The organism is Hymenobacter chitinivorans DSM 11115, from assembly GCF_002797555.1.
In the GTDB taxonomy this organism is placed as follows: domain Bacteria; phylum Bacteroidota; class Bacteroidia; order Cytophagales; family Hymenobacteraceae; genus Hymenobacter; species Hymenobacter chitinivorans.
On the sequence record NZ_PGFA01000002.1, the window covers coordinates 315,856 to 341,021 of the forward strand.

The window sequence follows — 25,166 nt, forward strand, 5'->3', positions numbered from 1 at the left end:
TTCACAATCAAGACGATATGACCCGGGAAGAAAAACAAGCCCTCGTCGACGAGTTGAGCGAAAAGTTTCAATCGCACAACGCGTTCTACATTACCGATGCTTCGGGAATGTCGGTGGCGAAAATCAACGAATTCCGCCGGTTGTGCTTCAACCGTGGCCTGGAGTTCAAAGTGTACAAAAACACGCTGATCCGCAAGGCGCTCGACACGCTGGATACGGACACGGCTGAGCTGGACGCAGCGCTGAAAAGCCAGTCGGGTGTACTGTTCTCGAAAGAGGCCGGCAACGCTCCCGGCAAACTGCTGAAGGACTTCTATAAGGCTCAGAACTACGGCAAAAACGCTGTTCCGAAGCCCGCTCTGAAGGGTGCTTACATCGACGCCAGCATCTACCTGGGTGCTGAGCAGCTCGAAACCCTGAGCACGCTGAAAGGCAAAAATGAGCTTATCGGTGAAGTTATCGGTCTGCTCCAGTCGCCCGCCAAGAACGTTATCAGCGCTCTGTCGAGCGGTGGCAACAAGCTGGCTGGCATCCTCAAGACGCTTTCCGAAAAAGAAGAGGCGGCTGCTTAATTGCCCCTACCTTTTTCTCCCTAAATCAAATTCAACAACCCCCTCTTTTTTTAACAATCTACAGAAATGGCAGATTTGAAAGCATTCGCTGAGCAGCTCGTTAACCTGACGGTGAAAGAAGTAAACGAACTGGCTACGATCCTGAAGGACGAGTATGGCATTGAGCCTGCTGCTGCTGCTCCCGTAATGGTAGCTGGTGGTGGCGCTGCTGCTGCTGAAGCTCCCGAGGAGAAGACGGCCTTCGACGTAATCCTGAAATCGGCTGGCGCAAGCAAGCTGGCAGTAGTTAAGCTGGTAAAAGACCTGACCGGTCTGGGCCTGAAAGAAGCCAAAGAACTGGTTGACGGTGCTCCCAAGCCCCTGAAAGAAGGTGTTGCTAAAGACGAGGCTGAAGGCCTGAAGAAGCAACTGGAAGAAGCCGGCGCTGAAGTAGAAGTTAAGTAAGCTGCCCCGCGCTTTTTCTCATACAAATAAGGATAGGCCTGGCAACTAAGCCAGGTCTTTTCCTGTTTGTAGGCTACGATCTTTACCAGATTGCCCCCAGACGCCGCATTGCGGCTTTTTGTGCCTACGGGTAACGGACGAGGGCGCGGCAGGGTTTGCCGATAGTTTAGTACGCTTCAGTGTCCATTTTTAACCTTCAACGCATTGGCTACACCGAAAGCACAGGCTTTGCAGAAAGCCGACGAGCGAATCAATTTCGCCAAGATTAAGAAAGTTATCGAGTATCCGGATTTCCTGGACGTGCAGGTTCGCTCGTTCATGGATTTCTTCCAGTTGGAGACGGCGGCCGAAAGCCGCACCGACGAAGGCCTGTTTAAGGTATTCGCCGAGAACTTCCCCATCTCGGATTCCCGCGAAAACTTCGTACTGCAGTTCATGGACTACCACGTCGATCCGCCGAAGTATTCGGTGGACGAGTGCATCGACCGTGGCCTGACGTATTCGGTTCCGCTGAAAGCCAAGTTGCGCCTGATCTGTAACGATACGGACAACGAGGATTTCGAAACGATTGAGCAGGAAGTGTTCTTGGGTAACATCCCCTACATGACCGAAAAAGGCTCGTTCGTCATTAACGGCGCCGAGCGGGTTATCGTTTCGCAGCTGCACCGTTCGCCCGGTGTGTTCTTTGCCCAGAGCAAGCACACCAACGGCACGAAGCTGTATTCGGCCCGTATCATTCCGTTCAAAGGCTCGTGGATTGAATTTGCCACGGACGTGAACAACGTGATGTACGCCTACATTGACCGGAAGAAGAAATTCCCGGTTACCACGCTGCTGCGTGCCATCGGCTACGGCACCGACAAAGACATTCTTGACCTGTTCGGTTTGTCGGAAGAGGTGAAGGCTGAGAAGAAGGCTTTGAAGAAAGCCGTCGGCCGGAAGCTGGCTGCCCGGGTGCTGCGCACCTGGACGGAAGACTTCGTGGACGAGGATACCGGTGAAGTGGTATCTATCGACCGGAACGAAGTGCTGCTGGAGCGCGACTCGACCATCGAGGAGGACGACATTGACACCATCCTGAACGCTGGGGCCAAGTCAGTTATTCTGCACCGCGAGAACGTGAACATTGCGGACTTCGCAATCATTTACAACACGCTGCAGAAAGATAACTCCAACTCGGAGAAGGAAGCTGTTGAGCAAATCTACCGTCAGCTCCGGAACACGGAAGCTCCCGACGAAGAAACTGCCCGCGACATTATCCAAAAGCTGTTTTTCTCGGACAAGCGCTACGACCTCGGGGACGTAGGCCGCTACCGTATCAATAAGAAGCTGGGCCTCGACAAGAACTGGGAAGCTCGGGTACTGACCAACGAGGACATTGTTCTCATCGTGAAGTACCTGATTGGCCTGATCAACTCGAAGGCAGTAGTCGACGACATTGACCACTTGTCGAACCGTCGGGTACGTACCGTGGGTGAGCAGCTCTACGCTCAGTTTGGCGTCGGTCTGGCCCGGATGGCGCGTACCATTAAGGAGCGCATGAACGTGCGGGACAACGAGGACTTCAAGCCCGTTGACCTGATCAACGCCCGTACGCTCTCGTCGGTTATCAACTCGTTCTTCGGCACCAACCAGTTGTCGCAGTTCATGGACCAGACCAACCCGCTGGCCGAGGTGACGCACAAGCGTCGCGTATCGGCACTGGGGCCGGGAGGTCTGTCGCGCGAGCGGGCTGGTTTCGAAGTACGGGACGTTCACTACACCCACTACGGCCGCCTCTGCACCATCGAAACGCCGGAAGGACCGAACATCGGTCTAATTTCGTCGCTGTGCGTGCACGCCCGCGTTAACTCGATGGGCTTCATCGAAACGCCCTACCGCACGGTAGAGAGCGGCAAAGTGGATACCAGCTCGAACGTAAAATACCTAACTGCCGAAGAAGAAGATACCCACCACATTGCCCAGGCTAACGCCCGCATCGATGAGAACGGTAACTTCATCAACGAGCTGGTAAAAGGCCGTTTCGAAGGTGACTTCCCCGTGGTTGGTCCCGACGAATACAGCTACATGGACGTAGCGCCGAACCAGATTGTATCGGTGGCTGCTTCGCTGATTCCATTCCTGGAGCACGACGACGCCAACCGGGCCCTGATGGGTTCGAACATGCAACGTCAGGCCGTACCGCTGCTCCGTCCGCAGGCGCCCATCGTGGGCACCGGCTTGGAAGGTCGTACCGCTATTGACTCGCGTGCGCTGGTTGTTGCCGAAGGTGATGGTGTTATCGACTACGTTGACGCCAATAAGATTGTAGTGAAATACGATCTGACCGAAGACGACATTCTGGTGAGCTTCGACGCGGAGAAGATTTCCTATGATCTGATCAAGTTCCGTCGGACCAACCAGGATACCTGCATCAACCTGACCCCTATCGTGAAGCGCGGACAGCGCGTGACGAAGGGTCAGCCACTGTGCGAAGGCTACGGCACTAATAACGGTGAGCTGGCCTTGGGTCGTAACATGCAGGTGGCCTTTATGCCCTGGCAGGGTTACAACTTCGAGGATGCCATCGTTATTTCGGAGCGCGTTGTGCGTGACGATATCTTCACCTCGATTCACATTGAGGAGTTCGAACTCGAAGTGCGGGAAACCAAGCGCGGCGAGGAAGAACTGACGTCGGAAATTCCGAACGTAAGCGAAGAAGCCGTTCGCAACCTCGACGACAACGGTATTATCCGTCTGGGTGCTGAGGTGAAGGAAGGCGACATTCTGATCGGTAAAATCACGCCGAAGGGCGAGACGGATCCGACTCCGGAAGAGAAGCTGCTCCGCGCCATCTTCGGTGACAAAGCCGGCGATGTGAAAGATGCCTCCCTTAAGGCGCCACCATCCCTGAACGGGGTTGTGATTGGCACCAAGCTGTTCTCGCGTCCGAAGAAAGACAAAAACCTGCGGGCCAAGTCGAAGAAGGAAGTCGAAGAGCTGAAGGATTCCTACGCCAAGGAGCTTCGCGGGGTGAAAGCCGTGATGATCGACAAACTGGTGCAGCTGCTGGAAGGCAAGACGTCGCAAGGCGTGAAGCACAAGTTTGGCGACGAAATCCTGACTAAAGGGGTCAAGTTTGGTAAGAAGAACATCACCGATGCCCTCTTCCCCGACAAGAACCCTTATAAGGACGAGAGCAACTACGCCGTGCCGGAAGAGGTGAACATGTTCAAGGACCTGATCCTGGAGAACTGGACTGCCGACGACAAAGTGAACGGAATGCTGCTGCAACTGGTGAAAAACTACACCAAGCGCCGCAACACCATCACGGCTCGTTTCAAGCGCGACCGGTTTACCCTGGAAGTAGGGGATGAACTGCCCGCCGGTATCGTACAGCTGGCCAAAGTATACATCGCCAAGAAGCGCAAGCTGAAGGTGGGTGATAAAATGGCAGGTCGTCACGGTAACAAAGGGGTAGTAGCCCGCATCGTGCGCGATGAGGACATGCCCTTCCTGGCCGACGGTACGCCCATGGACATCGTGCTCAACCCGCTCGGTGTACCTAGCCGGATGAACATCGGTCAGATCTACGAAACCGTACTGGGCTGGGCCGGCCTCAAGCTGGGCCGTACCTACGCTACCCCGATTTTCGACGGTGCTACCGAAGAGGAAGTATCGAAGGAACTGACGGAAGCCGGGCTGCCCACCTTCGGCCGCTCGTACCTGCACGACGGTCTGACCGGTCAGCAGTTCGACCAGCCGGTAACGGTCGGTGTGATTTACATGCTGAAGCTGGGTCACCTTGTCGACGACAAGATGCACGCCCGCTCCATCGGGCCGTACTCCCTCATCACGCAGCAGCCGCTGGGTGGTAAGGCGCAGTTCGGTGGTCAGCGCTTCGGTGAAATGGAAGTGTGGGCTCTGGAAGCCTTCGGTGCGTCGAACGTACTGCAGGAAATCCTGACCGTGAAGTCGGATGACGTTATCGGTCGGGCCAAGGCCTACGAAGCCATTGTAAAAGGTGACGTACTGCCCAAGCCGAATATCCCCGAGTCATTCAACGTACTCATTCACGAGCTGCGTGGTCTGGCCCTGGAAATCACGCTGGACTAGTAAAGTCAGTTGAAATTAGGAGTTGTTGGTGCCCCGGTACCGGCAACTCCTATTTCGGGCTTTATACAATAGAGTTTACCGCGGTTCGGGCAGCCGAGAATAGCTGCCGCCGGCGTCGTTCCGAGATATGGTCAGAACGGCATTTAAAGCCAGCAGCAGCTAGCCGCACCAAGCTCAGGTTTGCCAAAACCTGCGCTCTTACCCATCAGACCTGACGAAACCTACTGCCCGACGTACCTATCCGATCGGCAGAGCACTTTTATCAGAGTCGAACTGTTTTGGTTTTTCGGACTCCTCTTAAGAAGAGCCGATCATTCAAGGCAGCCACAAAGCCAACAGCTAACAGCTCTACTACATGGCGTTTGCAAAAAACAAAAAACTGGTACAGGACTTCTCGAAAGTCACTATTTCGCTGGCCTCGCCCGAATCCATTCTGGAGCGGTCGAACGGCGAAGTTGTGAAGCCGGAGACGATTAACTACCGGACGTACAAGCCCGAAATGGGCGGCCTGTTCTGCGAGCGGATTTTCGGTCCGGTAAAGGACTGGGAATGCCACTGCGGCAAGTACAAGCGGATTCGCTACAAGGGCATCATCTGCGACCGTTGCGGCGTGGAGGTGACCGAGAAGAAAGTACGCCGGGAGCGGATGGGCCACATCGAACTGGTGGTGCCCGTAGCGCACATCTGGTATTTCAAGTCGTTGCCAAACAAAATCGGCTACCTGCTGGGCCTGCCCACCAAGAAGCTCGACCAGATTATCTATTACGAGCGGTACGTGGTAGTGCAGCCCGGTGTACTTGCCGAAGAAGGCGTACAGCAGCTGGACTTCCTGACCGAAGACGAATACCTCGACATCATCGACAAGCTCCCCCGCGAGAACCAGATGCTGCCGAATGAAGATCCTAACAAATTCATTGCCCGCATGGGGGCCGATGCTCTGCAGCTGTTGCTGGAGCGCACCAACCTCGACGAGCTTTCCTATAGCCTCCGCGACTCGGCCGCCCACGAGACTTCGCAGCAGCGTAAAGCTGAAGCGTTGAAGCGTCTGCGCGTAGTGGAAGCTTTCCGCGACGCGGCTACCCGCATCGAGAACAAGCCCGAGTGGATGGTCATCCGCATGGTGCCGGTGATTCCGCCGGAACTGCGCCCCCTCGTGCCGTTGGACGGTGGCCGTTTCGCCACTTCCGACTTGAACGACCTGTACCGCCGCGTTATCATCCGCAACAACCGCCTCAAGCGCCTGATCGAAATCAAGGCTCCCGAGGTGATTCTGCGGAACGAGAAGCGCATGCTGCAGGAAGCCGTGGATTCGCTCTTCGACAACTCGCGGAAAGTAAACGCCGTGCGCGCCGAAGGCAACCGAGCTCTGAAGTCGCTGTCCGATATGCTGAAAGGCAAGCAGGGCCGCTTCCGTCAGAACCTGCTCGGTAAGCGTGTCGACTACTCCGGTCGTTCGGTAATCGTGGTAGGTCCTGAGCTGAAACTGCACGAGTGCGGTCTGCCCAAGAACATGGCCGCCGAGCTGTTCAAGCCCTTCATCATCCGTAAGCTCATCGAGCGCGGCATTGTGAAGACGGTAAAGTCGGCTAAGAAAATCGTGGACCGCAAGGACGCCGTGGTATGGGACATCCTGGAGAACGTGCTGAAAGGCCACCCAGTGCTCCTGAACCGGGCTCCTACCTTGCACCGCTTGGGCATCCAGGCATTCCAGCCCCGCCTCATCGAAGGCAAGGCTATCCAGCTGCACCCGCTCGTTTGTACGGCTTTCAACGCTGACTTTGACGGTGACCAGATGGCTGTGCACGTGCCCCTGGGCCCGGCTGCTATCCTGGAAGCCTCCATGCTGATGCTGGCCTCGCACAACATCCTGAACCCCGCCAACGGCGCGCCCATCGCGGTACCGTCGCAGGACATGGTTCTGGGTCTGTACTACGTAACCAAAGGCAAGCGCAGCACCGACGACGAGAAGATCCAGGGCGAAGGCCGCATGTTCTACTCGGACGAGGAAGTGGTAATTGCTCTCAACGAAGGTCAGCTTTCCAAGCACGCCTATATTAAGGTGCGCACCCAGATTCGCGACGAGGAAGATAACCTCGTAACGAAGATTATCGAGACCGTAGCCGGCCGCGTGCTGTTCAACCAGCTCGTGCCCACCGAAGTAGGTTTCGTGGATGAGCTGCTGACTAAGAAGAAACTCCAGCAGATCATTTCGATGGTGTTCAAGCGGACCGGCATGGCCCGCACCGCACAGTTCCTCGACGACATCAAGACGCTGGGCTTCCAGTCGGCTTACAAAGGCGGTCTGTCGATGGGTCTGGGCGACATCCAGATTCCGAAAGAGAAGGATGCCCTGGTGCTGCAAGCGCAGAACGACGTGAAGGCCGTTACTCAGAACTACCAGATGGGTCTGATTACCGACAACGAGCGTTACAACCAGGTTATCGACATCTGGACCCGCATCAACAACCAAATCACTGAAACCCTCATGGGTCGCCTCGAAAAGGAGAACCAGGGATTCAACTCGATTTACATGATGATGCACTCCGGTGCCCGTGGTTCGCGCGAGCAGATTCGTCAGCTCGGCGGTATGCGGGGTCTGATGGCCAAGCCGCAGAAGTCGCTGCAGGGTTCGGTAGGTGAGATTATCGAAAACCCGATTCTGTCGAACTTCAAAGAAGGCCTGGACGTAATCGAGTACTTCATTTCGACCCACGGTGCCCGTAAGGGTCTGGCCGACACCGCCCTGAAGACGGCTGACGCCGGCTACCTGACCCGTCGTCTGGTAGACGTGTCGCAGGACGTAATCGTGAACGAAAACGACTGTGGCACCCTGCGCGGCATCGAGACCTTCGCATTGAAGGACAACGAGGACGTAGTAGAGCCCCTGGCCGAGCGTATCCTGGGCCGCGTGGCCGTTCACGACATCGTGGACCCCATGACGGACGAGGTTATCCTGCCCGCTGGTACCGAAATCACCGAGGAAATCACCCGCCGCATCGATGCTACGGCTATTGAGTCGGTGGAAATCCGCTCGGTACTGACCTGCGAGTCGAAGCGTGGTATCTGCGCCAAGTGCTACGGCCGTAACCTGTCGTCGGGCCGCATGGTCCAGAAAGGGGAAGCTGTAGGTGTAATTGCCGCTCAGTCGATTGGTGAGCCTGGTACCCAGCTCACGCTGCGTACGTTCCACGTAGGTGGTACGGCTTCCAACATTGCCGTGGAAGCCAGCCTGCGCGCCAAATTCGCCGGTGTAATTGAGTTCGAAGACATCCGTACTGTTGACTCCGTAAACGCCGAAGGCGAGCCGGTGAAAGTAGTTATGGGTCGTTCGGGCGAAATCCGCATCGTGGAGAAAGGCACCGGCAAGGTCTACATCTCGAACCACGTTCCTTACGGTTCGTTCCTGCTGGTCAACGAAGGCCAGGAGGTAGAGAAAGGCCAAGAGCTCAACAACTGGGACCCCTACAACGCCGTTATCTTGGCCGAGTTTGATGGTACCATCCAGTACGACGCTATTACGGAAGGTGTCACCTACCGTGAGGAGTCGGATGAGCAGACCGGTCACCGCGAGAAAGTAATCATCGAAAGCCGCGACAAGGCCCAGAACCCCTCCATCATCGTGAAGGCTGGGAAGAAGGACGCCGAGGAAGGCCAGCGTGCTTACAGCATCCCGGTGGGTTCGCACATCAACGTCGACAACGGTGAGAAAATCAAGGCTGGTCACATTCTGGCTAAGATTCCTCGGGCCGTGGGTAAAACCCGCGACATCACCGGTGGTCTGCCCCGCGTTACCGAGCTTTTCGAAGCCCGGAACCCCTCGAACCCGGCCGTTGTGTCGGAAATCGACGGTGTGGTAACCTACGGTACCGTGAAGCGTGGTAACCGCGAAATCTTTGTCGAGTCGAAAGACGGTGTCAAGAAGAAGTACATGGTGCCGCTGTCCAAGCACATTCTGGTGCAGGACAACGACTTTATCCGCGCCGGCATGCCGCTGTCGGATGGGGCCATTACGCCTTCGGACATCCTGAGCATTCAGGGCCCCGGTGCCGTGCAGGAATACCTCGTAAACGAGATTCAGGAAGTATACCGCTTGCAGGGTGTGAAAATCAACGATAAGCACATCGAGGTGGTCGTTCGCCAGATGATGCAGAAAGTTGTGATTCTGGACGCCGGCGACACGACTTTCCTGGAGCACCAGGTTATCGACAAAATCGTCTTCATGGAAGAAAACGATACCATCATCGACATGAAGGTGGTAACGAACTCCGGCGATTCGACGAACCTGAAGCCCGGCCAGATTGTGAGTGCCCGTCGCCTGCGCGACGAGAACTCCTCGCTGCGTCGTCGCGACCTGCAGCTGGTCGAAGTTCGGGAAGCCCAGCCGGCCGTATCGCGGCCCACGCTGCAGGGTATCACCCAGGCTTCGCTCGGTACCCAGTCGTTCATCTCGGCCGCTTCCTTCCAGGAGACGACCAAGGTGCTGTCGGAAGCCGCCATCCGTGGCAAGGCCGACGAACTGCTGGGCCTGAAGGAGAACGTAATCGTAGGTCACCTCATCCCGGCCGGTACCGGTCTGCGCGAATACACGCGTCAGGTCGTTGGGTCGAAAGATGAGCCCGAGGTTACGGCTCCCGCCAAGTCGGACGCTCCCGAGCCGAAGACCCGCGCCTCGCGCGCCAAGCGTGAAGTATCGGCTGACTAAGCTGAAGTGAATACTGGAAAAGCCGACTGGAGAAATCCGGTCGGCTTTTTCTTTTTAGTAGCTTTAGCAGCAACTCTTCCTCATCTTACTTATTACGTATGGCAGCCGATGTCCCGGTTCCTTTAGTTGACATTACTACTTCCAGGTTTCAGGTCGGGCAAGTCTGGGAGTACCACACGAGGCCAACTGAAACGGGTTCCGTGTTAACAGTAGTCAAGGTGGAGTTGCAGCATGGTACCGAAGTTGCCGTGCACATACACGTAGATGGGTTGAAGCTAAAAACACCCAACCCGGATGGAAAGCCCGGCACCACGGCGTCCCATCTGCCCTTTTCCGAGGAAGCTCTAACTGCCAGTGTAACTCATGTAGTACGCCATGCCGCCACGCTTCCTGATTTTGAAGAAGGTTATGAACTCTGGCGGGAAGCCTTTCTGGCAGGACAAGCCGGGGTATTTAGCGTAACAGTGGCTGAAGTAATGGACTTCATTGAGTCTACTTTCAGCAATCAGTAAAATAATGACCTCATGAACGAACCCCAGGAAATTCCCGGACCTCAGGACCCCAACGCCATCAACATCGAACTCTCGGAGGCCATTGCCGAAGGCGAGTATGCTAACCTAGCCATGATAGCGCACAGCAGCAGCGAGTTTGTCATCGACTTCATTCGCCTCATGCCCGGCGTGCCCAAAGCCAAGGTCAAAGCCCGCATCATCGTCACGCCCGAGCATGCCAAGCGGCTGCTGTCGGCCTTGGCCGACAACGTAGAGCGTTTTGAACAGACGTTCGGTCCAATCAAGCAGCAAAATGATATGCCCAGCTACCCGCTGGGATTTGGCGGCACGGTGGGAGAGGCCTAGACCTCGGAATAATACAGCGTATGAAGCGGCTTTTATCGGGAAGATAGAAGCCGCTTCTTCGTTGAATACAAAAACGGGCTAAAAGGAGAGCTACGTTAGGCAGACGACACTATGGAGCAGGCCTAGACTAAAAGACGTAGCCTCAACGAACGTATTTACCCTGAAAAAGCCTTATGGACTCGTCCGTAAGGCTTTTTTTGTGCGGGCAGCTGGTTGGAATAGATGGTTTGAAGCGCATAAGAAGCTCTTCTATGGTTTCCTAAGACAAACTATTTCAACCTGTTTGCTATTTCCGAGTAGCTTTTATACCTTTGCAAGCCTAATTTTTTGGGAGAGAACCCTCCTTGACAAACCATTCCGTAGATGCCTACCATTAACCAATTAGTACGAAAAGGCCGCGAGAAGCTGACGACGAAGTCAAAGTCGCCGGCTCTTGACTCGTGCCCGCAGCGCCGTGGCGTTTGCACCCGGGTGTACACCACCACGCCTAAGAAGCCGAACTCGGCTATGCGTAAGGTTGCCCGTGTGCGCCTCACCAACGGCAAAGAAGTTAACGCCTACATCCCTGGTGAAGGCCACAACCTGCAGGAGCACAGCATCGTGCTGATCCGTGGTGGCCGGGTGAAAGACCTTCCCGGTGTACGTTACCACATCATCCGTGGCGCCCTCGATACTGCCGGTGTAAACGGCCGTACCCAGCGTCGTTCGAAGTATGGCGCCAAGCGTCCCAAGCCAGGTCAGCCTGCTGCTACGGGCAAAGGCGGCAAACCAGCACCCGGCAAGAAAAAGTAATTGATACGAGTGTGGTAGCGCGCAGTGCTGGATAGCACATGGTTCTTATCCCACTTCCCGCTACTCACCCTCATTTCTAAGCTCATGAGAAAGTCAAAACCAAAGAAGCGCATCCTGCTTCCCGATCCTAAGTACAAGGAGACCTTGGTAACTCGTTTCGTCAACTACATGATGTATGACGGAAAGAAGAACCTGGCCTACACCATTTTCTACGATGCCTGCGAACTGGTTGAGCAGCGCACCAAGGAAAACGGCCTGGAAATGTGGCGCAAAGCCCTGAACAACGTGATGCCGACCGTAGAAGTGAAGAGCCGCCGCGTAGGTGGTGCTACCTTCCAGGTGCCGATCGAAGTTCGCCCCGACCGTCGTATCTCGGTAGGTGCTAAGTGGATGATTCAGTACGCTCGTCGTCGTGGTGAGAAAACCATGAAGGACAAGCTGGCTGGCGAAATCATTGCCGCTGCGAAAGGTGAAGGTGCTTCCGTGAAGAAGAAGGACGACACCCACCGCATGGCTGAAGCCAACAAGGCCTTCTCGCACTTCCGCTTCTAACAATCGTTATTAGGCACTATAGGGTCTTAAGGACTTGGATTTTTTTGACGGATTGTTCTGTTGAGTAGCCCAAGACCTTAAGACCTTAAGTATCTAAGACCCCAATAAAAGCAATGGCTGTTAATAAAGACCTGCAATACCTCCGGAACATCGGGATTATGGCGCACATCGACGCCGGTAAGACCACGACTTCGGAGCGCATTCTCTACTACACCGGTAAGACCCACAAAATCGGGGAAGTGCACGAAGGTGCCGCCACGATGGACTGGATGGAGCAGGAGCAGGAGCGTGGTATCACCATCACTTCGGCTGCTACCACTACGTTCTGGAATTACCCCACCGACGCGAAAGGTGACCCAACCCCGGAGACCAAGCAGTACAAGATCAACCTCATCGATACTCCCGGCCACGTTGACTTCACGGTAGAAGTTGAACGCTCGCTGCGTGTACTCGATGGTGCCGTTGCTCTGTTCTGCGCCGTTTCGGGCGTTGAGCCCCAGTCGGAAACCGTATGGCGTCAGGCTGACAAGTACAAGGTGCCCCGCATCTGCTTCGTCAACAAGATGGACCGTGCCGGTGCTGACTTCTTCAAGGCTGTTAGCGAAATCAAAGACAAGCTCGGCGCTAACCCCGTGCCCCTGCAAATCCCAATCGGCGCCGAAGACACCTTCAAAGGTGTTGTCGACCTGCTGACGGGTAAGGCTATCGTATGGGATGACGCTACCCAAGGCAAGTCGTACCACGAAATCCCCGTTCCCGAGGATCTGGTGGAGACCGTAGCCGAGTGGCGTCAGAAGCTCGTTGAGAGCGTTGCCGAGTACGACGACCGTCTGCTGGAGAAATTCTTCGACGATCCGGACTCCATTACCCGCGAGGAAATGATGGTTGTTATCCGCCAGGCGGTTATCGACATGAAGTTCTCGCCCGTAATGTGCGGCTCCGCTTTCAAAAACAAAGGTGTTCAGTCGATGCTGGACGGCGTTATGGCTTACCTGCCTTCGCCGCTCGACATGCCGGCCATCGTTGGTACGGACCCCGACACCGGGGAGTCCGTTGAGCGTCACCCCGACAACAGCGAGCCTTTCACGGCTCTGGCCTTCAAAATCGCCACTGACCCCTTCGTAGGTCGCTTGTGCTTCTTCCGCTGCTACAGCGGCGTGCTGGATGCTGGCTCGTACGTGCACAACAACCGCACGAACAAGAAAGAGCGTATCTCGCGTCTGATGCAGATGCACTCCAACAAGCAGAACCCAATCGATAAGATTCAGGCGGGTGACATTGCTGCGGGTGTTGGCTTCAAAGACATCAAAACCGGTGACACGCTGACCGACGAGAAGTCGCGCGTGGTACTGGAGTCGATGAGCTTCCCTGAGCCCGTTATCGGCTACGCCATTGAGCCCAAAACTCAGGCTGACGTTGATAAAATGGGTATGGCTATTGCCAAACTTGTGGAAGAAGACCCCACGCTGGTTGTTCAGACCGACCCCGAGACCGGCCAGACCGTGTTGAAAGGTATGGGTGAGCTTCACCTTGAAATCATCATCGACCGGATGCGTCGGGAGTTCAAGGTTGAAATCAACCAGGGTGCTCCTCAGGTTGCCTACAAAGAGATTCTGACTAAGTCCGTGGAACACCGCGAGACGTATAAGAAGCAAACGGGTGGTCGTGGTAAATTCGGTGACATCGTATTCGAACTCGGTCCGAAACTGACCGATCCGGAGAAACCCGGTCTGGAGTTCGTAAACGACATCACGGGTGGTGTTATCCCCCGCGAATTCATTGCGCCGGTTCAGAAAGGTTTCGAAGAAGCCATGAAGAACGGTCCGTTGGCGGGCTTCCCCATCGAAGGCATGCGCGTGCGTCTGTTCTACGGTTCCTACCACGACGTTGACTCGGACGCCCTGTCGTTCGAACTCGCGGCCCGTGGTGGTTTCCGCGAAGCCGGCCGCTTGGCTGGTCCGAAACTGCTCGAGCCCATCATGGCCGTTGAAGTAGTTTCGCCCGACGAGTACACGGGTTCGGTAACCGGTGACTTGAACCGTCGCCGCGGCATCATGAAGGGCCTCGATACCAAAGGTGGTCTGAACGTAATCAAGGCTGACGTTCCGCTGTCGGAGCTGTTCGGCTACGTAACCACGCTCCGTACGATTTCGTCGGGCCGCGCTTCGGCGTCGCTCACGTTCTCGCACTACGATCAGGTTCCCCAGAACCTCGCCGAAGGTATCATCGCCAAGCAAAAGGGTAACGCCATTCGCTAATCCGCTTCCACATTACAGACATGAACCAGAAAATTCGCATTAAACTCAAATCCTACGACCACAACCTGGTGGACAAATCGTCGGAGAAGATTGTGAAGGCGGTGAAGGCTACGGGCGCTATCGTAAGCGGTCCAATTCCATTGCCGACCGACAAAGAAAAATTCACCGTTCTTCGTTCGCCCCACGTGAACAAGAAGTCGCGTGAGCAGTTCCAGCTCTGCACCTACAAGCGCCTCGTGGATATCTACTCGACTTCGTCGAAGACGGTAGATGCCCTGATGAAGCTTGAGCTGCCCAGCGGCGTTGACGTTGAAATCAAAGTCTGAGGACCGGTTTCACCGCAATGAATAGGACAAACACCCCATCAGTTTTCGAACTGGTGGGGTGTTTTCTTATATATCCTAAGCAACTTGCACCGTTGAGTTGTGCTCTACCTTGAAGTAGGAGGGAGGCTCCGACAAATTCACGTTGTACGATTGTATGCAGTTAATCCTGACAATTCCACGCCTGACCATAGCCGCAGCAGTATTCTGCTCCTTTATTATCGTGGGGTTGTTCGTGGCCGACTTCTTCCGAATTCTGCCCAGCATCGGTATTATCGGAATTACCCTTACTGCCATCTGTTACGCAGTGGTACACCGTGGGCAGAAGCGGAGCCACAACGATTGGCGGGGCTATGCCGCATTGGCCTGCGTGTTTGGCCTGCACGTTGCGGCAGGATTTACGACCAGCCCGCACAACCTGGGGGAGTATACCAAAGACGTGGTGCTGCAGTCCCCCTTTCTGCTGTTGCCCTTAGCCTTCTGGCTGCTGCCAGCGTTGCCGAGCCGCTACCTTATTCAGCTTTGGCAACTCTTTATTGGTTGCGTAGTGGTAGCCGCAGTAGCCGCTACTGGTAATTACTTGCTGCACGCGGCTGAAATCAACGAGATGTACCTGCACTCGAAGATTATGCCGACGGAGCCCGACCATATTCGGTTCAGCCTGATGGTGACGCTGGCCACTGCCGCCGCTGTGGTGCTGCTGACTTTCGCCCCGGAGTCGACGAAGCGCCAGCGCCAGCTGCTGAGCGTAAGTGTGGTAGTGCTGGCGCTGTTCCAGCATCTGCTGGCTGTACGAAGCGGTTTGGTTACCTTTTACGCGGTAGGCATTCTGATGGCCGGTTGGCTGCTGGTGAGTCAACGTGCTTACCGCCGGGCTTTGGTCGTAGCAGTGGTGCTGATGATACTACCCGTGGTAAGCTATGCCTGCTTCCCCACATTCCGGAATAAATTCGTGAATACCCAAGACGACTTAAGTAAGGTCGACAATACCGATGCCGCGAATAATTACTCCCTCGTTGCCCGGGTGTATTCCTACAAAGTGGCCGCCAAGCTGGTAAAAGACAACCCGTGGTTTGGCGTAAGCAAGGCCGACATGCCCGAGGAAATGGCCAAGCACTACGGGCAGGATTATCCAAGTATCCATCCGCAATCCTACATTCAGCCCCACAATCAGTTTATCTACTCGGCCGTAGCTTTCGGCTTGGTGGGGGTACTGATCTTTACCCTGTGCTTTTACTATCCACTGCTCTGGACCTGGCCCCGTTTTGCTCCATTGGTTATTATCCAATACGTCATCGTGTCCTTGTCCTTTCTAGTGGAATACACGCTGGAAACCCAGATTGGCCTGACCTACTCCCTACTTTTTATTCTGCTTGGGCTAAACGGGCTGCGCCCGGCAACCGATGCGCCGCAAGGCTGGCGGCCGGCGTAAGCAGGCAGTTTGAGTCGAGTTATTGTACTTTTTAGGAGCCCAACCTTGCGCCGAGCACTTGCGGCCGAGGTTGGGCTCCTTCATGCCCTCCCGTTACCAGGGATTGGTGGGAGCGGAAAGGTCCTGAAACTGAGCGAATAGCTGCTTGCCGGAGTCAACTAAGTGATTCTGAAAATATTTCGGAGCGGGGTTGGATTATGCCCTAACTATTTGCTAGCTTTGCACTCCCATTCCGAAAACGCTATTTGGGCGTTTTCTTATTGCGTCTTTTCATAAAATCTAACAGAATGCCTGGCATCATCGGTAAAAAAATCGGTATGACAAGCCTCTTCACTCCGGACGGGAAAAACATTCCCTGCACGCTCATCGAAGCGGGTCCGTGCGTAGTGACGCAGGTTAAAACGCTGGCCAACGACGGTTACACCGCCGTTCAGGTTGGCTACGGCGAGAAAAAAGCGAAGAACACGACCAAAGCTCTGGCTGGTCACTTCGCTAAAGCCGGTACCACCCCCAAGAAAAAGCTGGTTGAATTCCGCCTCGACGCGGAATCGACGTACGCTGCAGGCGCCACCATCGACGCTAGCCTCTTCGAAGAAGGCGAGTTTGTCGATGTAGTTGGTACCTCAAAAGGTAAAGGTTTCCAGGGCGTAGTAAAGCGCTACAACTTTGCCGGTGTAGGCGGGCAGACCCACGGTCAGCACAACCGTCTGCGTCACCCTGGTTCTATCGGTGCTTGCTCCTGGCCTTCGCGCGTATTCAAAGGAATGCGCATGGGTGGCCGCATGGGCAACGACCGGGTAAAAGTGCAGAACCTGAAAGTGATGCGCGTAGTGGCCGACAAGAATCTGATTCTGGTGAGCGGCTCTATTCCCGGTGCCAAGAACTCTTACGTGGTCCTGGAAAAATAACGCGAGATGGAACTGTCAGTATATAACATCAAAGGTGAGGACACCGGCCGCAAGGTAACCCTGTCCGACGCCATCTTCGGCCTCACGCCGAATGAGCACGTGATGTACCTCGACGTGAAGCAGTACTTGGCTAACCAGCGCCAGGGCACGCACAAGTCGAAGCAGCGCAACGAGGTGCACGGCACCACGAAGAAGCTCAAGAAACAAAAAGGTACGGGCGGTGCCCGCGCCGGCAGCATGAAGTCGCCAGTTTTCGTTGGTGGTGGCCGCGTATTCGGTCCCGAGCCCCGCGACTACGGCTTCAAGCTGAACAAAAAGACCAAGCGTCTGGCCCGTCTCTCCGCTCTGTCGGTACTGGCCCAGGATGGCAAGGTTGCTCTGGTGGAGAACATCTCGCTGAGCGCTCCTAAAACGAAAGATTTCCTCTCGATCTTGAACGGTCTGAAGCTCAACAACGGCAAGAAAACCTTGTTCGTTGCCGCTGAAGCCGACAAGAACGTGCTGCTCTCGGCCCGTAACATCCAGCGCGTGAAGGTAGCTACCCCCGTAGCCCTGAACACCCACGACCTGCTGAACACGGACACCTTGCTGCTGTCGGAAGACGGGTTGAAATCCTTGGAACAACTCTATACTACCGCTGAGTAATGAGCACGCTGAAGAAACCTATCGTGACCGAGAAGGCCACGGCCCTGAACGAAAAAGGTCAGTACGCTTTCGAAGTAGAGCGCACGGCCAACAAGGTTCAGATCAAAAAGGAAATCGAGGCTCTGTACGGGGTAACGGTAACGGGCATTAGCACGATCCGCACCAACGGCAAGCTGAAGTCGAAATTCACCAAGGGCGGCTCCGTTTCGGGTCGTCGTCCCCATGGGAAAAAGGCTATTGTAACCGTGAAAGAAGGCGACGTAATCGACTTCTATAACGGTATCTAAGGTCGGGCAACCGACGAAACGCGCATTTTAAGATAAAATGGCACTCAAAAAACTAAGACCAACATCACCGGGTCAGCGCTTCCGCATCGCACCGGGCTTCGACGAGATTACGACGTCGACGCCGGAGAAGTCGCTGTTGGCACCCCTGAAAAAATCCGGTGGCCGGAATGAATCCGGAAAAATGACCAACCGCTACATCGGTGGTGGTCACAAGCAGAAGTATCGGGTAATCGACTTCAAGCGTGACAAGGCTGGTGTTCCGGCTACCGTCAAAACGATTGAATACGATCCGAACCGCACTGCCCGCATCGCTCTGCTGAGCTACGCCGACGGCGAAAAGCGCTACATCATCGCGCCCGCTGGTCTGGAAGTAGGTACGGTAGTAGTATCGGGCCCTGGTGTAGCTCCCGAAGTTGGCAACGCTCTGTCCCTGCGCGAAATTCCGCTGGGTACGATCGTGCACAACATCGAGCTGATGCCCGGTGGCGGTGCTTCTATCGCTCGCTCGGCTGGCACCTATGCCCAGCTCGTAGCTCGCGAAGAGAAATACGCAACTCTGAAATTGCCTTCCGGCGAGATGCGCATGGTACTCGTTACCTGCATGGCTACGGTTGGTACGGTTTCGAACGGTGACCACATGAACGTACGTCTCGGCAAAGCCGGTCGTAACCGTTGGTTGGGTCGTCGCCCACGTGTTCGTGGTGTTGCCATGAACCCCGTGGATCACCCCATGGGTGGTGGTGAAGGTCGTTCGTCGGGTGGTCACCCACGCAGCCGCAACGGTATCTTCGCTAAGGGTCAGAAGACCCGCAACAAGAACAAGTACTCCGAGCAGCTCATCGTTAACCGTAAAGGCAAGAAGTAACCAATGGCACGTTCGCTAAAAAAAGGGCCGTACATTGACTTCCGGCTCGAGAAGAAAGTCACGGCAATGGAAGATTCCGGCAAAAAGTCGGTGGTGAAGACTTGGTCGCGCCGCTCGATGATTTCGCCCGACTTCGTAGGCCACACCTTCGCCGTTCACAACGGCAATAAGTTCATCCCGGTGTATGTAACGGAGAACATGGTAGGTCACAAACTCGGTGAGTTTGCCCCCACCCGTAACTTCCGTGGCCACATCGCCAAGAAAGATAAAGGCAAGCGCTAATATGGAAGCTACCGCTAAACTCCGTAACGTGCCTACCTCGCCTCGCAAGATGCGCATGGTAGCCAACCTGGTACGTGGTCAGAAAGTGACCCGTGCTCTGGGCTTGCTGAAGTTCGAAGCTAACTCGGGCGCTGAGAAAATCGAGAAACTGCTCCTGTCGGCCCTGGCCAACTGGCAGCAGAAGAACGAGGACGAGCGTATCGAGGATGCTAACCTCTACATCAAAGAGATTTTCGTTGATGAAGGTCGTCAGCTGAAGCGTTTGCGTCCCGCCCCTCAGGGTCGTGGTCACCGCATCCGCAAGCGTAGCAACCACGTGACGCTGACCATCGACACCAAAGTAGAAGCACTGGGAAGCAAGGCTGCTGTAAAGCAGGCTGCTGAAACCAAACCTGCTACTGACGCTGTTGCTGAGGCTCCGAAGAAAACTACTCGTCGTAGCTCGGCTAAGAAATCCAACGAAACCTCGGCTGAAGCCACCGCATAAGCACTATGGGACAGAAAGTAAATCCGGTTGGCTTCCGTCTGGGCGTCATCAAAGGGTGGGACTCGAACTGGTATGGCGGCAAGGACTTTGCCGACAAGCTGGTTGAGGACGAAAAAATCCGCAAATACGTACTCGCTCGTATCCCGAAAGGTGGCATCAGCCGCATCGTAATCGAGCGTACCCTGAAGCGCATCACCATTACCATCAACACGGCTCGTCCGGGGGTGGTAATCGGTAAAGGCGGTCAGGAAGTTGACAAGATCAAGGACGAGCTGAAGCAGATCACCAGCAAGGACGTTCAGATCAACATCTTCGAAATTAAGCGTCCGGAACTCGACGCCAAGCTCGTAGGCGAAAGCATCGCTCAGCAGCTGCAGGCTCGTATCTCGTTCCGTCGCGCTATGAAGATGTCTATCCAGGCTGCAATGCGTGTTGGTGCCGAAGGCATCAAGATTCAGTGCGGTGGCCGTTTGGGTGGCGCCGAAATTGCTCGTTCCGAGCAGTACAAAGAAGGCCGCACCCCGCTGCACACCCTGCGCGCCGACATCGACTATGCTCTGTCGGAAGCGCAGACCGTGTATGGCAAGATCGGCATCAAGGTGTGGATCATGCGTGGTGAGGTATTCGGCAAGCCCGACTTGTCGCCGAACCAGCAGCCTGCCAACCAGGGCAACGACACCCGTGGCGGCGGCAACGACCGTGGCCCCCGTGGTGAGCGTGGCGACCGTGGCGGCGACCGTGGCCCGCGTCGGGACCGGAACGACCGTGGCGGTGACAACCGTGGCGGTGGCCAGGGTGGTGATAACCGTGGCGGCCAGGGCGGCGGCCAGCGTCGTGGCGGTGGAGCACCCGGTGGTGCCAACCGTGGCGGCGGTCAGGGCGGCCCCCGTCGCTAGTCCTTTTCTCTTTTCCAGAATTTCAATTTTCGATAACTCATGTTACAACCGAAAAGGACCAAGTATCGCAAGATGCAAAAGGGTCGCGTAACAGGCCTAGCCTACCGCGGCAGCTCCATAGACTTCGGTTCCTTCGCTATCAAGTCGTTGGAAGTGGCTTGGATTACGGCTCGCCAGATTGAGGCAGCTCGTATCGCCATGACCCGCGCCATGAAACGGGAAGGTCAAGTATGGATCCGTATTTTCCCCGATAAGCCAATTACCAAGAAGCCCGCTGAGGTTCGGATGGGTAAGGGTAAGGGTAGCCCCGAATATTGGGTAGCCTGCGTGAAGCCCGGCACCATCATGTTCGAATCGGACGGCGTGCCGCTGGAAGTGGCTCAGGAATCCCTGCGTTTAGCTGCGCAGAAGCTGCCAGTGAAAACTAAGTTTGTTGTTCGTCGCGACTACGAAGAGAACAAGTAAGATGAAGAACGCAGAAATCCAAGCCCTTTCGCTAGAAGCGCTGAAGGAGCAAATCAAGACTGAACAAACCAGCGGCCAGGCACTGCGTTTCGCACACGCCATTTCGCCCCTGGAAAACCCAGTTCGCCTGAAGCACAGCCGCCGTACCGTAGCTCGTCTGAAGACTGAGTTGACCCGTCGCGAAAACGAGCAGGCAAACCAAACTGCTAAATAACGATGGCAAGCAACGAAGAACAGCAGGTAGCAACCGCCGAAGAGCGGAACCTGCGGAAAGAAATCATCGGGCGCGTTTCCTCGACCAAAATGGACAAGTCCATCACGGTTGTGGTAGAAAGCAAAATGAAGCACCCGATCTACGGTAAGTTCGTTACCAAGTCGACCAAGTTTATGGCCCACGACGAGAACAACGAATGCGGCGAAGGGGATACGGTTCGCATCATGTCGACCCGCCCTCTGAGCAAGAACAAGCGCTGGAGATTGGTAGAAATTCTAGAACGCGCCAAGTAAGATGATACAGCAAGAATCCCGTCTGACCGTCGCTGATAACAGCGGCGCCAAAGAAGTTCTCTGCATCCGTGTCCTCGGTGGCACGGGCAAGAAATACGCCAGCGTAGGCGACAAGATCGTTGTTTCGATCAAGTCGGCTCTGCCCTCCGGCAACGCTAAGAAAGGCACTGTGTCGAAAGCAGTAGTTGTTCGTACCAAGAAAGAAGTACGCCGTAAAGACGGTTCGTACATCCGCTTCGACGACAACGCCGCCGTTCTGCTCAACAACAACGACGAGCCCCGCGGTACCCGTATCTTCGGCCCCGTAGCCCGTGAGTTGCGTGAGCGTCAGTTCATGAAAATTGTTTCACTAGCTCCTGAAGTTCTCTAAGCACATGGCAACGAAGACGAAAGCTCAGCCCGTGAAACTGCACGTCAAAACTGGTGATACCGTTCTGGTAATTGCTGGTGATGAGCGTGGCAAGACCGGCGTTATCAAGTCGGTAAACCGTTCGACGCAGCGCGTTATCGTGGAAGGTCTGAACCTGGTGACCAAGCACAACAAACCTAGTGCTAAGAACCCGCAAGGGGGTATCACCAAGATCGAAGCCCCCATCCACGTATCCAACGTGAAGGCAGTTGAATCGAAAAACGCCTAACCCGGTACGACGACAATGGCCCGACTGAAAGATATATATCAAAAAGAAGTAGTACCCGCGCTCCAGGAGAAATTCCAGTTCAAGAGCATCATGCAGGTACCACGCATCACCAAGATCTGCATCAACCGCGGTATTGGTTCGGCAGTAGCCGACAAGAAGCTGGTTGACAATGGTGTGGACGAGCTGACGACCATCACGGGTCAGAAAGCCGTTGCGACCATTGCCAAGCGTTCGGTGTCGAACTTCAAACTCCGTGAAGGCATGCCCATCGGCGCCCGCGTTACCCTGCGCGGCGAGCAGATGTACGAGTTCATGGACCGTTTGCTGACGGTTGCTCTCCCCCGGGTGCGCGACTTCAAAGGCATCAATGACAAAGGCTTTGACGGCCGGGGTAACTATACCCTCGGTATCAAGGAGCAGATCATTTTCCCCGAAATTTCGATCGACAAGATCAAGTCAATCTCGGGTATGGACATTACCTTCGTAACGACCGCCGAGAACGACGAGCAGAGCTACGAGCTCCTCAAAGCTTTCGGAATGCCGTTCGCTAACGCCAAGAAACAGAACAATGGCTAAGGAATCCGTCAAAGCAAGAGAAAGAAAGCGCATCGCTACGGTAGAACGTTACGCTGAGAAGCGTAAGGCTCTGAAAGCCGCCGGCGATTACGAAGGCCTGGACAAGCTGCCCCGCAACGCCTCGCCCGTGCGCATCCACAACCGGGATAAAATCAACGGTCGTCCTCGTGGTTACATGCGTAAGTTCGGCATCAGCCGCGTTACGTTCCGCGAAATGGCACTGGCTGGTAAGATCCCCGGCGTAACGAAGTCGAGCTGGTAACACAGCTTTGGTCTTACTCACACTAAGACCGTGATATTTGGCAGGTTGCCGAAAGAAACCATTGGCCGAGCCTCAATAAGTCGAGCCAAGTAGTCTTAACCGAAAATTTCGTCGCCACTTTCAAATGGCGGCGAAATTTTCATATCTTTGCGGCTCCCTAAAAAACGGGCTGCTCTCATCTACACAATGAATACAGATCCAATTGCCGACTTCCTGACCCGGGTGCGCAATGCCATCAAGGCAAACCACCGGGTAGTTGAAATTCCGGCCAGCAACATCAAAAAGGAAATCACGAAAGTGCTTTACCACAAGGGTTACATCCAGAGCTACCGCTTTGATGACTCTTCGGTACAGGGCACCATCAAGATTGCCTTGAAGTACAACCCCACTACGAAGCAGCCTGCTATCACCAAACTGGAGCGCATCAGCACCCCCGGTCTGCGTCAGTATGCTCACGTGGAGAACATGCCGCGCGTACTCAGCGGCCTGGGTATTGCTATCCTGTCGACCTCGAAAGGGGTGATGACGGAGAAAGAGGCGAAAGCCCAGAACGTGGGTGGTGAAGTATTGTGCCACGTTTACTAATCGAGGAGAAACGAGACTATGTCACGCATTGGTAAACTGCCCATCAGCCTGCCCTCGGGCGTTCAGGTTGAAGTGAGCAACGAAAACACCGTTACGGTGAAGGGCCCGAAAGGCACCCTGACTACCCCGGTTGACCGCGACATTACCCTTACCCAAGCCGACGGCCAGCTGGTGGTTGAGCGTCCAACCGAGCAGAAGCGCCACAAGGCCATGCACGGTTTGTATCGCTCGCTGATCAACAATATGGTCAACGGTGTAAGCAACGGGTTTGAGCTGAAGCTGGAACTGGTAGGTGTAGGTTACAAAGCAGCAATGGCCGGTACTACGCTGGAATTGTCGCTGGGTTACTCGCACAACATCTTCCTGGCCTTGCCGAAAGAAGTTACCGCTACGGCCGTAACCGAAAAAGGTAAGAACCCAATTGTTACCCTGAACAGCATTGATAACCAATTGCTGGGCCAGGTAGCAGCTAAGATTCGCTCGCTGCGCAAAGTTGAGCCCTACAAAGGCAAAGGCGTGCGCTTCGTGGGTGAGCAAATTCGTCGTAAGGCTGGTAAAACGGCTTCGAAATAATTTCGCATCATGGCTTTCGATAAAGCAACTAGAAGAAAACGGATCCAGCGCATCATCCGCACTAAGGTGGCTGGCACGTCCGAGCGTCCACGTTTGTCAGTGTTCCGCAGCAATACGGGCATCTATGCTCAGATTATTGACGACACCACTGGCCGTACGTTGGCGGCTGCTTCCTCGAAGCACGTTTCGGTGGAAGAGGGCAACGGAGTCGCCCTGGCTGCCGCAGTAGGCAAAGAACTTGCCTCCCGTGCTCAGGAAAAAGGAATTTCGAAAGTGGTATTTGACCGTTCGGGTTACCTCTACCACGGCCGCGTAAAATCATTGGCAGAAGGAGCCCGCGAAGGCGGCCTCAATTTCTAAATCATCATGGCAGAATTCAACAACAACCCCCGTGGTGGTGGCAATGACCGTGGCGGCAACGACCGTCGGGGTGGTGGCAATGACCGTGGTGGCAATCGTGAGCAGCAAGCTCCCCGCGCCGGCGAATCCGATCTGAAAGAAAAGGTAGTAGCTATCAACCGCGTTGCCAAAGTAGTAAAAGGTGGTCGTCGCTTCAGCTTCTCGGCCATCGTAGTAGTAGGTGACGGCAACGGCACCGTAGGTTACGGCCTCGGCAAAGCCAACGAAGTTACCGACGCTATTGCTAAAGGTATCGACGACGCTAAAAAGAACTTGGTGAAAGTGCCGCTCTATAAGCACACTGTTCCCCACGTGATGGAAGGCAAATATTCCGGTGGTTTCGTGCTCGTGCAGCCCGCTGCGGCTGGTACTGGTGTAATTGCTGGTGGTGCTATGCGTGCCGTATTTGAAAGCGCCGGCATCAAGGACGTACTGGCTAAGTCGAAAGGTTCTTCGAACCCCCACAACGTAGTTAAGGCAACCTTCGACGCTCTGCTGAAGATGCGTGACCCCATGCAGATTGCTCAGCAGCGTGGTATCACTCTGGCCCAAGTTTTTAACGGTTAAGCAGCGATGGCGCAGATCCAAATCAAACTCGTGAAAAGCGTTATTGACCGCCCTGAGCGTCAAAAGCGTACCGTTAAGGCCCTGGGCCTCGGTAAAATCGGTAGCACGAAGGCCGTAGAAAATACGCCCCAGGTTGCCGGTATGGTAGCCGCTGTGCAGCACCTCTTGGAAGTAACTGAACTCTAGGATTCCCCTCG

At 55.1% G+C, this 25,166-nt stretch carries 29 protein-coding genes and 1 pseudogene; all 30 read left to right on the forward strand.

All coding sequences use genetic code 11. The annotated features are described in order from the left end of the window. Positions 1-17 precede the first annotated feature (17 nt). The 30 genes and pseudogenes from rplJ (at position 18) to rpmD (ending at position 25,155) form a co-directional block, all read left to right on the forward strand. Positions 18-572 carry a 50S ribosomal protein L10 gene (rplJ, locus tag CLV45_RS14940; RefSeq protein ID WP_100337270.1) on the forward strand — a complete coding sequence of 185 codons (555 nt, stop codon included), beginning with the start codon at positions 18-20 and terminating at the stop codon, positions 570-572. 66 nt (positions 573-638) lie between these two features. Continuing rightward, a complete protein-coding gene (gene rplL, locus CLV45_RS14945; RefSeq protein WP_100337271.1) occupies positions 639-1,016 on the forward strand; it encodes a 50S ribosomal protein L7/L12 in 378 nt (125 codons plus the stop codon). A gap of 204 nt (positions 1,017-1,220) precedes the next feature. Continuing rightward, on the forward strand, positions 1,221-5,111 hold the full coding sequence (rpoB, locus tag CLV45_RS14950; RefSeq protein WP_394338489.1) for a DNA-directed RNA polymerase subunit beta: 3,891 nt from the start codon (positions 1,221-1,223) through the stop codon (positions 5,109-5,111). Between the two features lie 355 nt (positions 5,112-5,466). Continuing rightward, positions 5,467-9,813, forward strand: coding sequence for a DNA-directed RNA polymerase subunit beta' (gene rpoC, locus CLV45_RS14955; RefSeq protein ID WP_100337273.1), 4,347 nt, complete (start codon positions 5,467-5,469; stop codon positions 9,811-9,813). A gap of 98 nt (positions 9,814-9,911) precedes the next feature. Beyond that, entirely contained in the window at positions 9,912-10,325 is a 414-nt protein-coding gene (locus tag CLV45_RS14960) for a hypothetical protein (RefSeq protein WP_100337274.1), read from the forward strand. Positions 10,326-10,337: 12 nt separating this feature from the next. After that, the gene (locus CLV45_RS14965; RefSeq protein ID WP_100337275.1) at positions 10,338-10,670 is read left to right on the forward strand and encodes a DUF3467 domain-containing protein; all 333 of its coding nucleotides are present in this window, start codon (positions 10,338-10,340) and stop codon (positions 10,668-10,670) included. Positions 10,671-11,033: 363 nt separating this feature from the next. Continuing rightward, positions 11,034-11,462, forward strand: a complete 429-nt coding sequence (gene rpsL, locus CLV45_RS14970) for a 30S ribosomal protein S12 (protein WP_100337276.1) — start codon at positions 11,034-11,036, stop codon at positions 11,460-11,462. Between the two features lie 84 nt (positions 11,463-11,546). Beyond that, the gene (gene rpsG, locus CLV45_RS14975; protein ID WP_100337277.1) at positions 11,547-12,014 is read left to right on the forward strand and encodes a 30S ribosomal protein S7; all 468 of its coding nucleotides are present in this window, start codon (positions 11,547-11,549) and stop codon (positions 12,012-12,014) included. A gap of 113 nt (positions 12,015-12,127) precedes the next feature. Beyond that, positions 12,128-14,272 (forward strand): elongation factor G, encoded by a 2,145-nt coding sequence (fusA, locus tag CLV45_RS14980; protein ID WP_100337278.1) that lies wholly within the window; start codon positions 12,128-12,130, stop codon positions 14,270-14,272. 20 nt (positions 14,273-14,292) lie between these two features. Continuing rightward, a complete protein-coding gene (rpsJ, locus tag CLV45_RS14985) occupies positions 14,293-14,598 on the forward strand; it encodes a 30S ribosomal protein S10 (protein ID WP_022822123.1) in 306 nt (101 codons plus the stop codon). Between the two features lie 154 nt (positions 14,599-14,752). Then, the gene (locus tag CLV45_RS14990) at positions 14,753-16,027 is read left to right on the forward strand and encodes an O-antigen ligase family protein (protein ID WP_100337279.1); all 1,275 of its coding nucleotides are present in this window, start codon (positions 14,753-14,755) and stop codon (positions 16,025-16,027) included. Between the two features lie 287 nt (positions 16,028-16,314). After that, positions 16,315-16,935, forward strand: coding sequence for a 50S ribosomal protein L3 (gene rplC, locus CLV45_RS14995; RefSeq protein WP_100337280.1), 621 nt, complete (start codon positions 16,315-16,317; stop codon positions 16,933-16,935). A 6-nt stretch (positions 16,936-16,941) separates the two neighbouring features. Further along, positions 16,942-17,580, forward strand: a complete 639-nt coding sequence (gene rplD / locus CLV45_RS15000) for a 50S ribosomal protein L4 (RefSeq protein WP_100337281.1) — start codon at positions 16,942-16,944, stop codon at positions 17,578-17,580. Continuing rightward, positions 17,580-17,867 carry a 50S ribosomal protein L23 gene (gene rplW, locus CLV45_RS15005; RefSeq protein WP_100337282.1) on the forward strand — a complete coding sequence of 96 codons (288 nt, stop codon included), beginning with the start codon at positions 17,580-17,582 and terminating at the stop codon, positions 17,865-17,867. The genes rplD and rplW overlap by 1 nt, the downstream gene beginning before the upstream one ends. Before the next feature lie 37 nt (positions 17,868-17,904). Continuing rightward, positions 17,905-18,732, forward strand: a complete 828-nt coding sequence (rplB, locus tag CLV45_RS15010; protein ID WP_100337283.1) for a 50S ribosomal protein L2 — start codon at positions 17,905-17,907, stop codon at positions 18,730-18,732. A 3-nt stretch (positions 18,733-18,735) separates the two neighbouring features. Beyond that, complete coding sequence (gene rpsS, locus CLV45_RS15015) at positions 18,736-19,014, forward strand: 30S ribosomal protein S19 (protein WP_044515463.1); 279 nt, start codon at positions 18,736-18,738, stop codon at positions 19,012-19,014. 1 nt (position 19,015) lies between these two features. Further along, positions 19,016-19,366 (forward strand): annotated as a pseudogene (gene rplV / locus CLV45_RS15020) (50S ribosomal protein L22); the annotation flags it as partial. 140 nt (positions 19,367-19,506) lie between these two features. After that, positions 19,507-20,397 (forward strand): 30S ribosomal protein S3, encoded by an 891-nt coding sequence (rpsC, locus tag CLV45_RS15025; protein WP_100337285.1) that lies wholly within the window; start codon positions 19,507-19,509, stop codon positions 20,395-20,397. Positions 20,398-20,436: 39 nt separating this feature from the next. Continuing rightward, positions 20,437-20,862: a 50S ribosomal protein L16 gene (gene rplP / locus CLV45_RS15030; protein WP_100337286.1), complete on the forward strand. Its 426-nt coding sequence runs from the start codon at positions 20,437-20,439 to the stop codon at positions 20,860-20,862. A 1-nt stretch (position 20,863) separates the two neighbouring features. After that, positions 20,864-21,076: a 50S ribosomal protein L29 gene (gene rpmC, locus CLV45_RS15035; protein WP_100337287.1), complete on the forward strand. Its 213-nt coding sequence runs from the start codon at positions 20,864-20,866 to the stop codon at positions 21,074-21,076. 2 nt (positions 21,077-21,078) lie between these two features. Further along, on the forward strand, positions 21,079-21,369 hold the full coding sequence (gene rpsQ, locus CLV45_RS15040) for a 30S ribosomal protein S17 (RefSeq protein ID WP_100337288.1): 291 nt from the start codon (positions 21,079-21,081) through the stop codon (positions 21,367-21,369). A gap of 1 nt (position 21,370) precedes the next feature. After that, positions 21,371-21,739 carry a 50S ribosomal protein L14 gene (rplN, locus tag CLV45_RS15045; RefSeq protein ID WP_100337289.1) on the forward strand — a complete coding sequence of 123 codons (369 nt, stop codon included), beginning with the start codon at positions 21,371-21,373 and terminating at the stop codon, positions 21,737-21,739. Positions 21,740-21,743: 4 nt separating this feature from the next. After that, positions 21,744-22,007, forward strand: a complete 264-nt coding sequence (gene rplX / locus CLV45_RS15050) for a 50S ribosomal protein L24 (RefSeq protein ID WP_100337290.1) — start codon at positions 21,744-21,746, stop codon at positions 22,005-22,007. A gap of 15 nt (positions 22,008-22,022) precedes the next feature. Beyond that, the gene (gene rplE, locus CLV45_RS15055; protein ID WP_100337291.1) at positions 22,023-22,583 is read left to right on the forward strand and encodes a 50S ribosomal protein L5; all 561 of its coding nucleotides are present in this window, start codon (positions 22,023-22,025) and stop codon (positions 22,581-22,583) included. Beyond that, positions 22,576-22,845, forward strand: a complete 270-nt coding sequence (gene rpsN, locus CLV45_RS15060; RefSeq protein WP_100337292.1) for a 30S ribosomal protein S14 — start codon at positions 22,576-22,578, stop codon at positions 22,843-22,845. The genes rplE and rpsN overlap by 8 nt, the downstream gene beginning before the upstream one ends. 186 nt (positions 22,846-23,031) lie before the next feature. After that, a complete protein-coding gene (rpsH, locus tag CLV45_RS15065) occupies positions 23,032-23,430 on the forward strand; it encodes a 30S ribosomal protein S8 (RefSeq protein WP_100337293.1) in 399 nt (132 codons plus the stop codon). Positions 23,431-23,448: 18 nt separating this feature from the next. Continuing rightward, entirely contained in the window at positions 23,449-24,003 is a 555-nt protein-coding gene (rplF, locus tag CLV45_RS15070) for a 50S ribosomal protein L6 (protein WP_100337294.1), read from the forward strand. Positions 24,004-24,012: 9 nt separating this feature from the next. After that, the gene (rplR, locus tag CLV45_RS15075) at positions 24,013-24,363 is read left to right on the forward strand and encodes a 50S ribosomal protein L18 (protein WP_100337295.1); all 351 of its coding nucleotides are present in this window, start codon (positions 24,013-24,015) and stop codon (positions 24,361-24,363) included. Positions 24,364-24,369: 6 nt separating this feature from the next. Then, positions 24,370-24,969 carry a 30S ribosomal protein S5 gene (rpsE, locus tag CLV45_RS15080; protein WP_240737263.1) on the forward strand — a complete coding sequence of 200 codons (600 nt, stop codon included), beginning with the start codon at positions 24,370-24,372 and terminating at the stop codon, positions 24,967-24,969. 6 nt (positions 24,970-24,975) lie between these two features. Then, a complete protein-coding gene (rpmD, locus tag CLV45_RS15085; RefSeq protein ID WP_100337296.1) occupies positions 24,976-25,155 on the forward strand; it encodes a 50S ribosomal protein L30 in 180 nt (59 codons plus the stop codon). The last annotated feature ends 11 nt before the right edge of the window (positions 25,156-25,166 follow it).

What these genes read in the sequence shown, in the direction of transcription:
- rpoC (WP_100337273.1), top strand. Translation starts at nt 5,467, where the DNA reads ATGGCGTTTGCAAAAAACAAAAAACTGGTACAGGACTTCTCGAAAGTC.
- rpsL (WP_100337276.1), top strand. Translation starts at nt 11,034, where the DNA reads ATGCCTACCATTAACCAATTAGTACGAAAAGGCCGCGAGAAGCTGACG.
- rplB (WP_100337283.1), top strand. Translation starts at nt 17,905, where the DNA reads ATGGCACTCAAAAAACTAAGACCAACATCACCGGGTCAGCGCTTCCGC.
- rplJ (WP_100337270.1), top strand. Translation starts at nt 18, where the DNA reads ATGACCCGGGAAGAAAAACAAGCCCTCGTCGACGAGTTGAGCGAAAAG.
- rplW (WP_100337282.1), top strand. Translation starts at nt 17,580, where the DNA reads ATGAGCACGCTGAAGAAACCTATCGTGACCGAGAAGGCCACGGCCCTG.
- rpsC (WP_100337285.1), top strand. Translation starts at nt 19,507, where the DNA reads ATGGGACAGAAAGTAAATCCGGTTGGCTTCCGTCTGGGCGTCATCAAA.
- rplN (WP_100337289.1), top strand. Translation starts at nt 21,371, where the DNA reads ATGATACAGCAAGAATCCCGTCTGACCGTCGCTGATAACAGCGGCGCC.
- rpsG (WP_100337277.1), top strand. Translation starts at nt 11,547, where the DNA reads ATGAGAAAGTCAAAACCAAAGAAGCGCATCCTGCTTCCCGATCCTAAG.
- rpsQ (WP_100337288.1), top strand. Translation starts at nt 21,079, where the DNA reads ATGGCAAGCAACGAAGAACAGCAGGTAGCAACCGCCGAAGAGCGGAAC.
- rplE (WP_100337291.1), top strand. Translation starts at nt 22,023, where the DNA reads ATGGCCCGACTGAAAGATATATATCAAAAAGAAGTAGTACCCGCGCTC.
- rplC (WP_100337280.1), top strand. Translation starts at nt 16,315, where the DNA reads ATGCCTGGCATCATCGGTAAAAAAATCGGTATGACAAGCCTCTTCACT.
- rpsE (WP_240737263.1), top strand. Translation starts at nt 24,370, where the DNA reads ATGGCAGAATTCAACAACAACCCCCGTGGTGGTGGCAATGACCGTGGC.
- fusA (WP_100337278.1), top strand. Translation starts at nt 12,128, where the DNA reads ATGGCTGTTAATAAAGACCTGCAATACCTCCGGAACATCGGGATTATG.
- rpsH (WP_100337293.1), top strand. Translation starts at nt 23,032, where the DNA reads ATGAATACAGATCCAATTGCCGACTTCCTGACCCGGGTGCGCAATGCC.
- CLV45_RS14965 (WP_100337275.1), top strand. Translation starts at nt 10,338, where the DNA reads ATGAACGAACCCCAGGAAATTCCCGGACCTCAGGACCCCAACGCCATC.
- rpmD (WP_100337296.1), top strand. Translation starts at nt 24,976, where the DNA reads ATGGCGCAGATCCAAATCAAACTCGTGAAAAGCGTTATTGACCGCCCT.
- rpsJ (WP_022822123.1), top strand. Translation starts at nt 14,293, where the DNA reads ATGAACCAGAAAATTCGCATTAAACTCAAATCCTACGACCACAACCTG.
- rpsN (WP_100337292.1), top strand. Translation starts at nt 22,576, where the DNA reads ATGGCTAAGGAATCCGTCAAAGCAAGAGAAAGAAAGCGCATCGCTACG.
- rplD (WP_100337281.1), top strand. Translation starts at nt 16,942, where the DNA reads ATGGAACTGTCAGTATATAACATCAAAGGTGAGGACACCGGCCGCAAG.
- rplX (WP_100337290.1), top strand. Translation starts at nt 21,744, where the DNA reads ATGGCAACGAAGACGAAAGCTCAGCCCGTGAAACTGCACGTCAAAACT.
- rpmC (WP_100337287.1), top strand. Translation starts at nt 20,864, where the DNA reads ATGAAGAACGCAGAAATCCAAGCCCTTTCGCTAGAAGCGCTGAAGGAG.
- CLV45_RS14960 (WP_100337274.1), top strand. Translation starts at nt 9,912, where the DNA reads ATGGCAGCCGATGTCCCGGTTCCTTTAGTTGACATTACTACTTCCAGG.
- rplR (WP_100337295.1), top strand. Translation starts at nt 24,013, where the DNA reads ATGGCTTTCGATAAAGCAACTAGAAGAAAACGGATCCAGCGCATCATC.
- CLV45_RS14990 (WP_100337279.1), top strand. Translation starts at nt 14,753, where the DNA reads ATGCAGTTAATCCTGACAATTCCACGCCTGACCATAGCCGCAGCAGTA.
- rplF (WP_100337294.1), top strand. Translation starts at nt 23,449, where the DNA reads ATGTCACGCATTGGTAAACTGCCCATCAGCCTGCCCTCGGGCGTTCAG.
- rpsS (WP_044515463.1), top strand. Translation starts at nt 18,736, where the DNA reads ATGGCACGTTCGCTAAAAAAAGGGCCGTACATTGACTTCCGGCTCGAG.
- rplP (WP_100337286.1), top strand. Translation starts at nt 20,437, where the DNA reads ATGTTACAACCGAAAAGGACCAAGTATCGCAAGATGCAAAAGGGTCGC.
- rplL (WP_100337271.1), top strand. Translation starts at nt 639, where the DNA reads ATGGCAGATTTGAAAGCATTCGCTGAGCAGCTCGTTAACCTGACGGTG.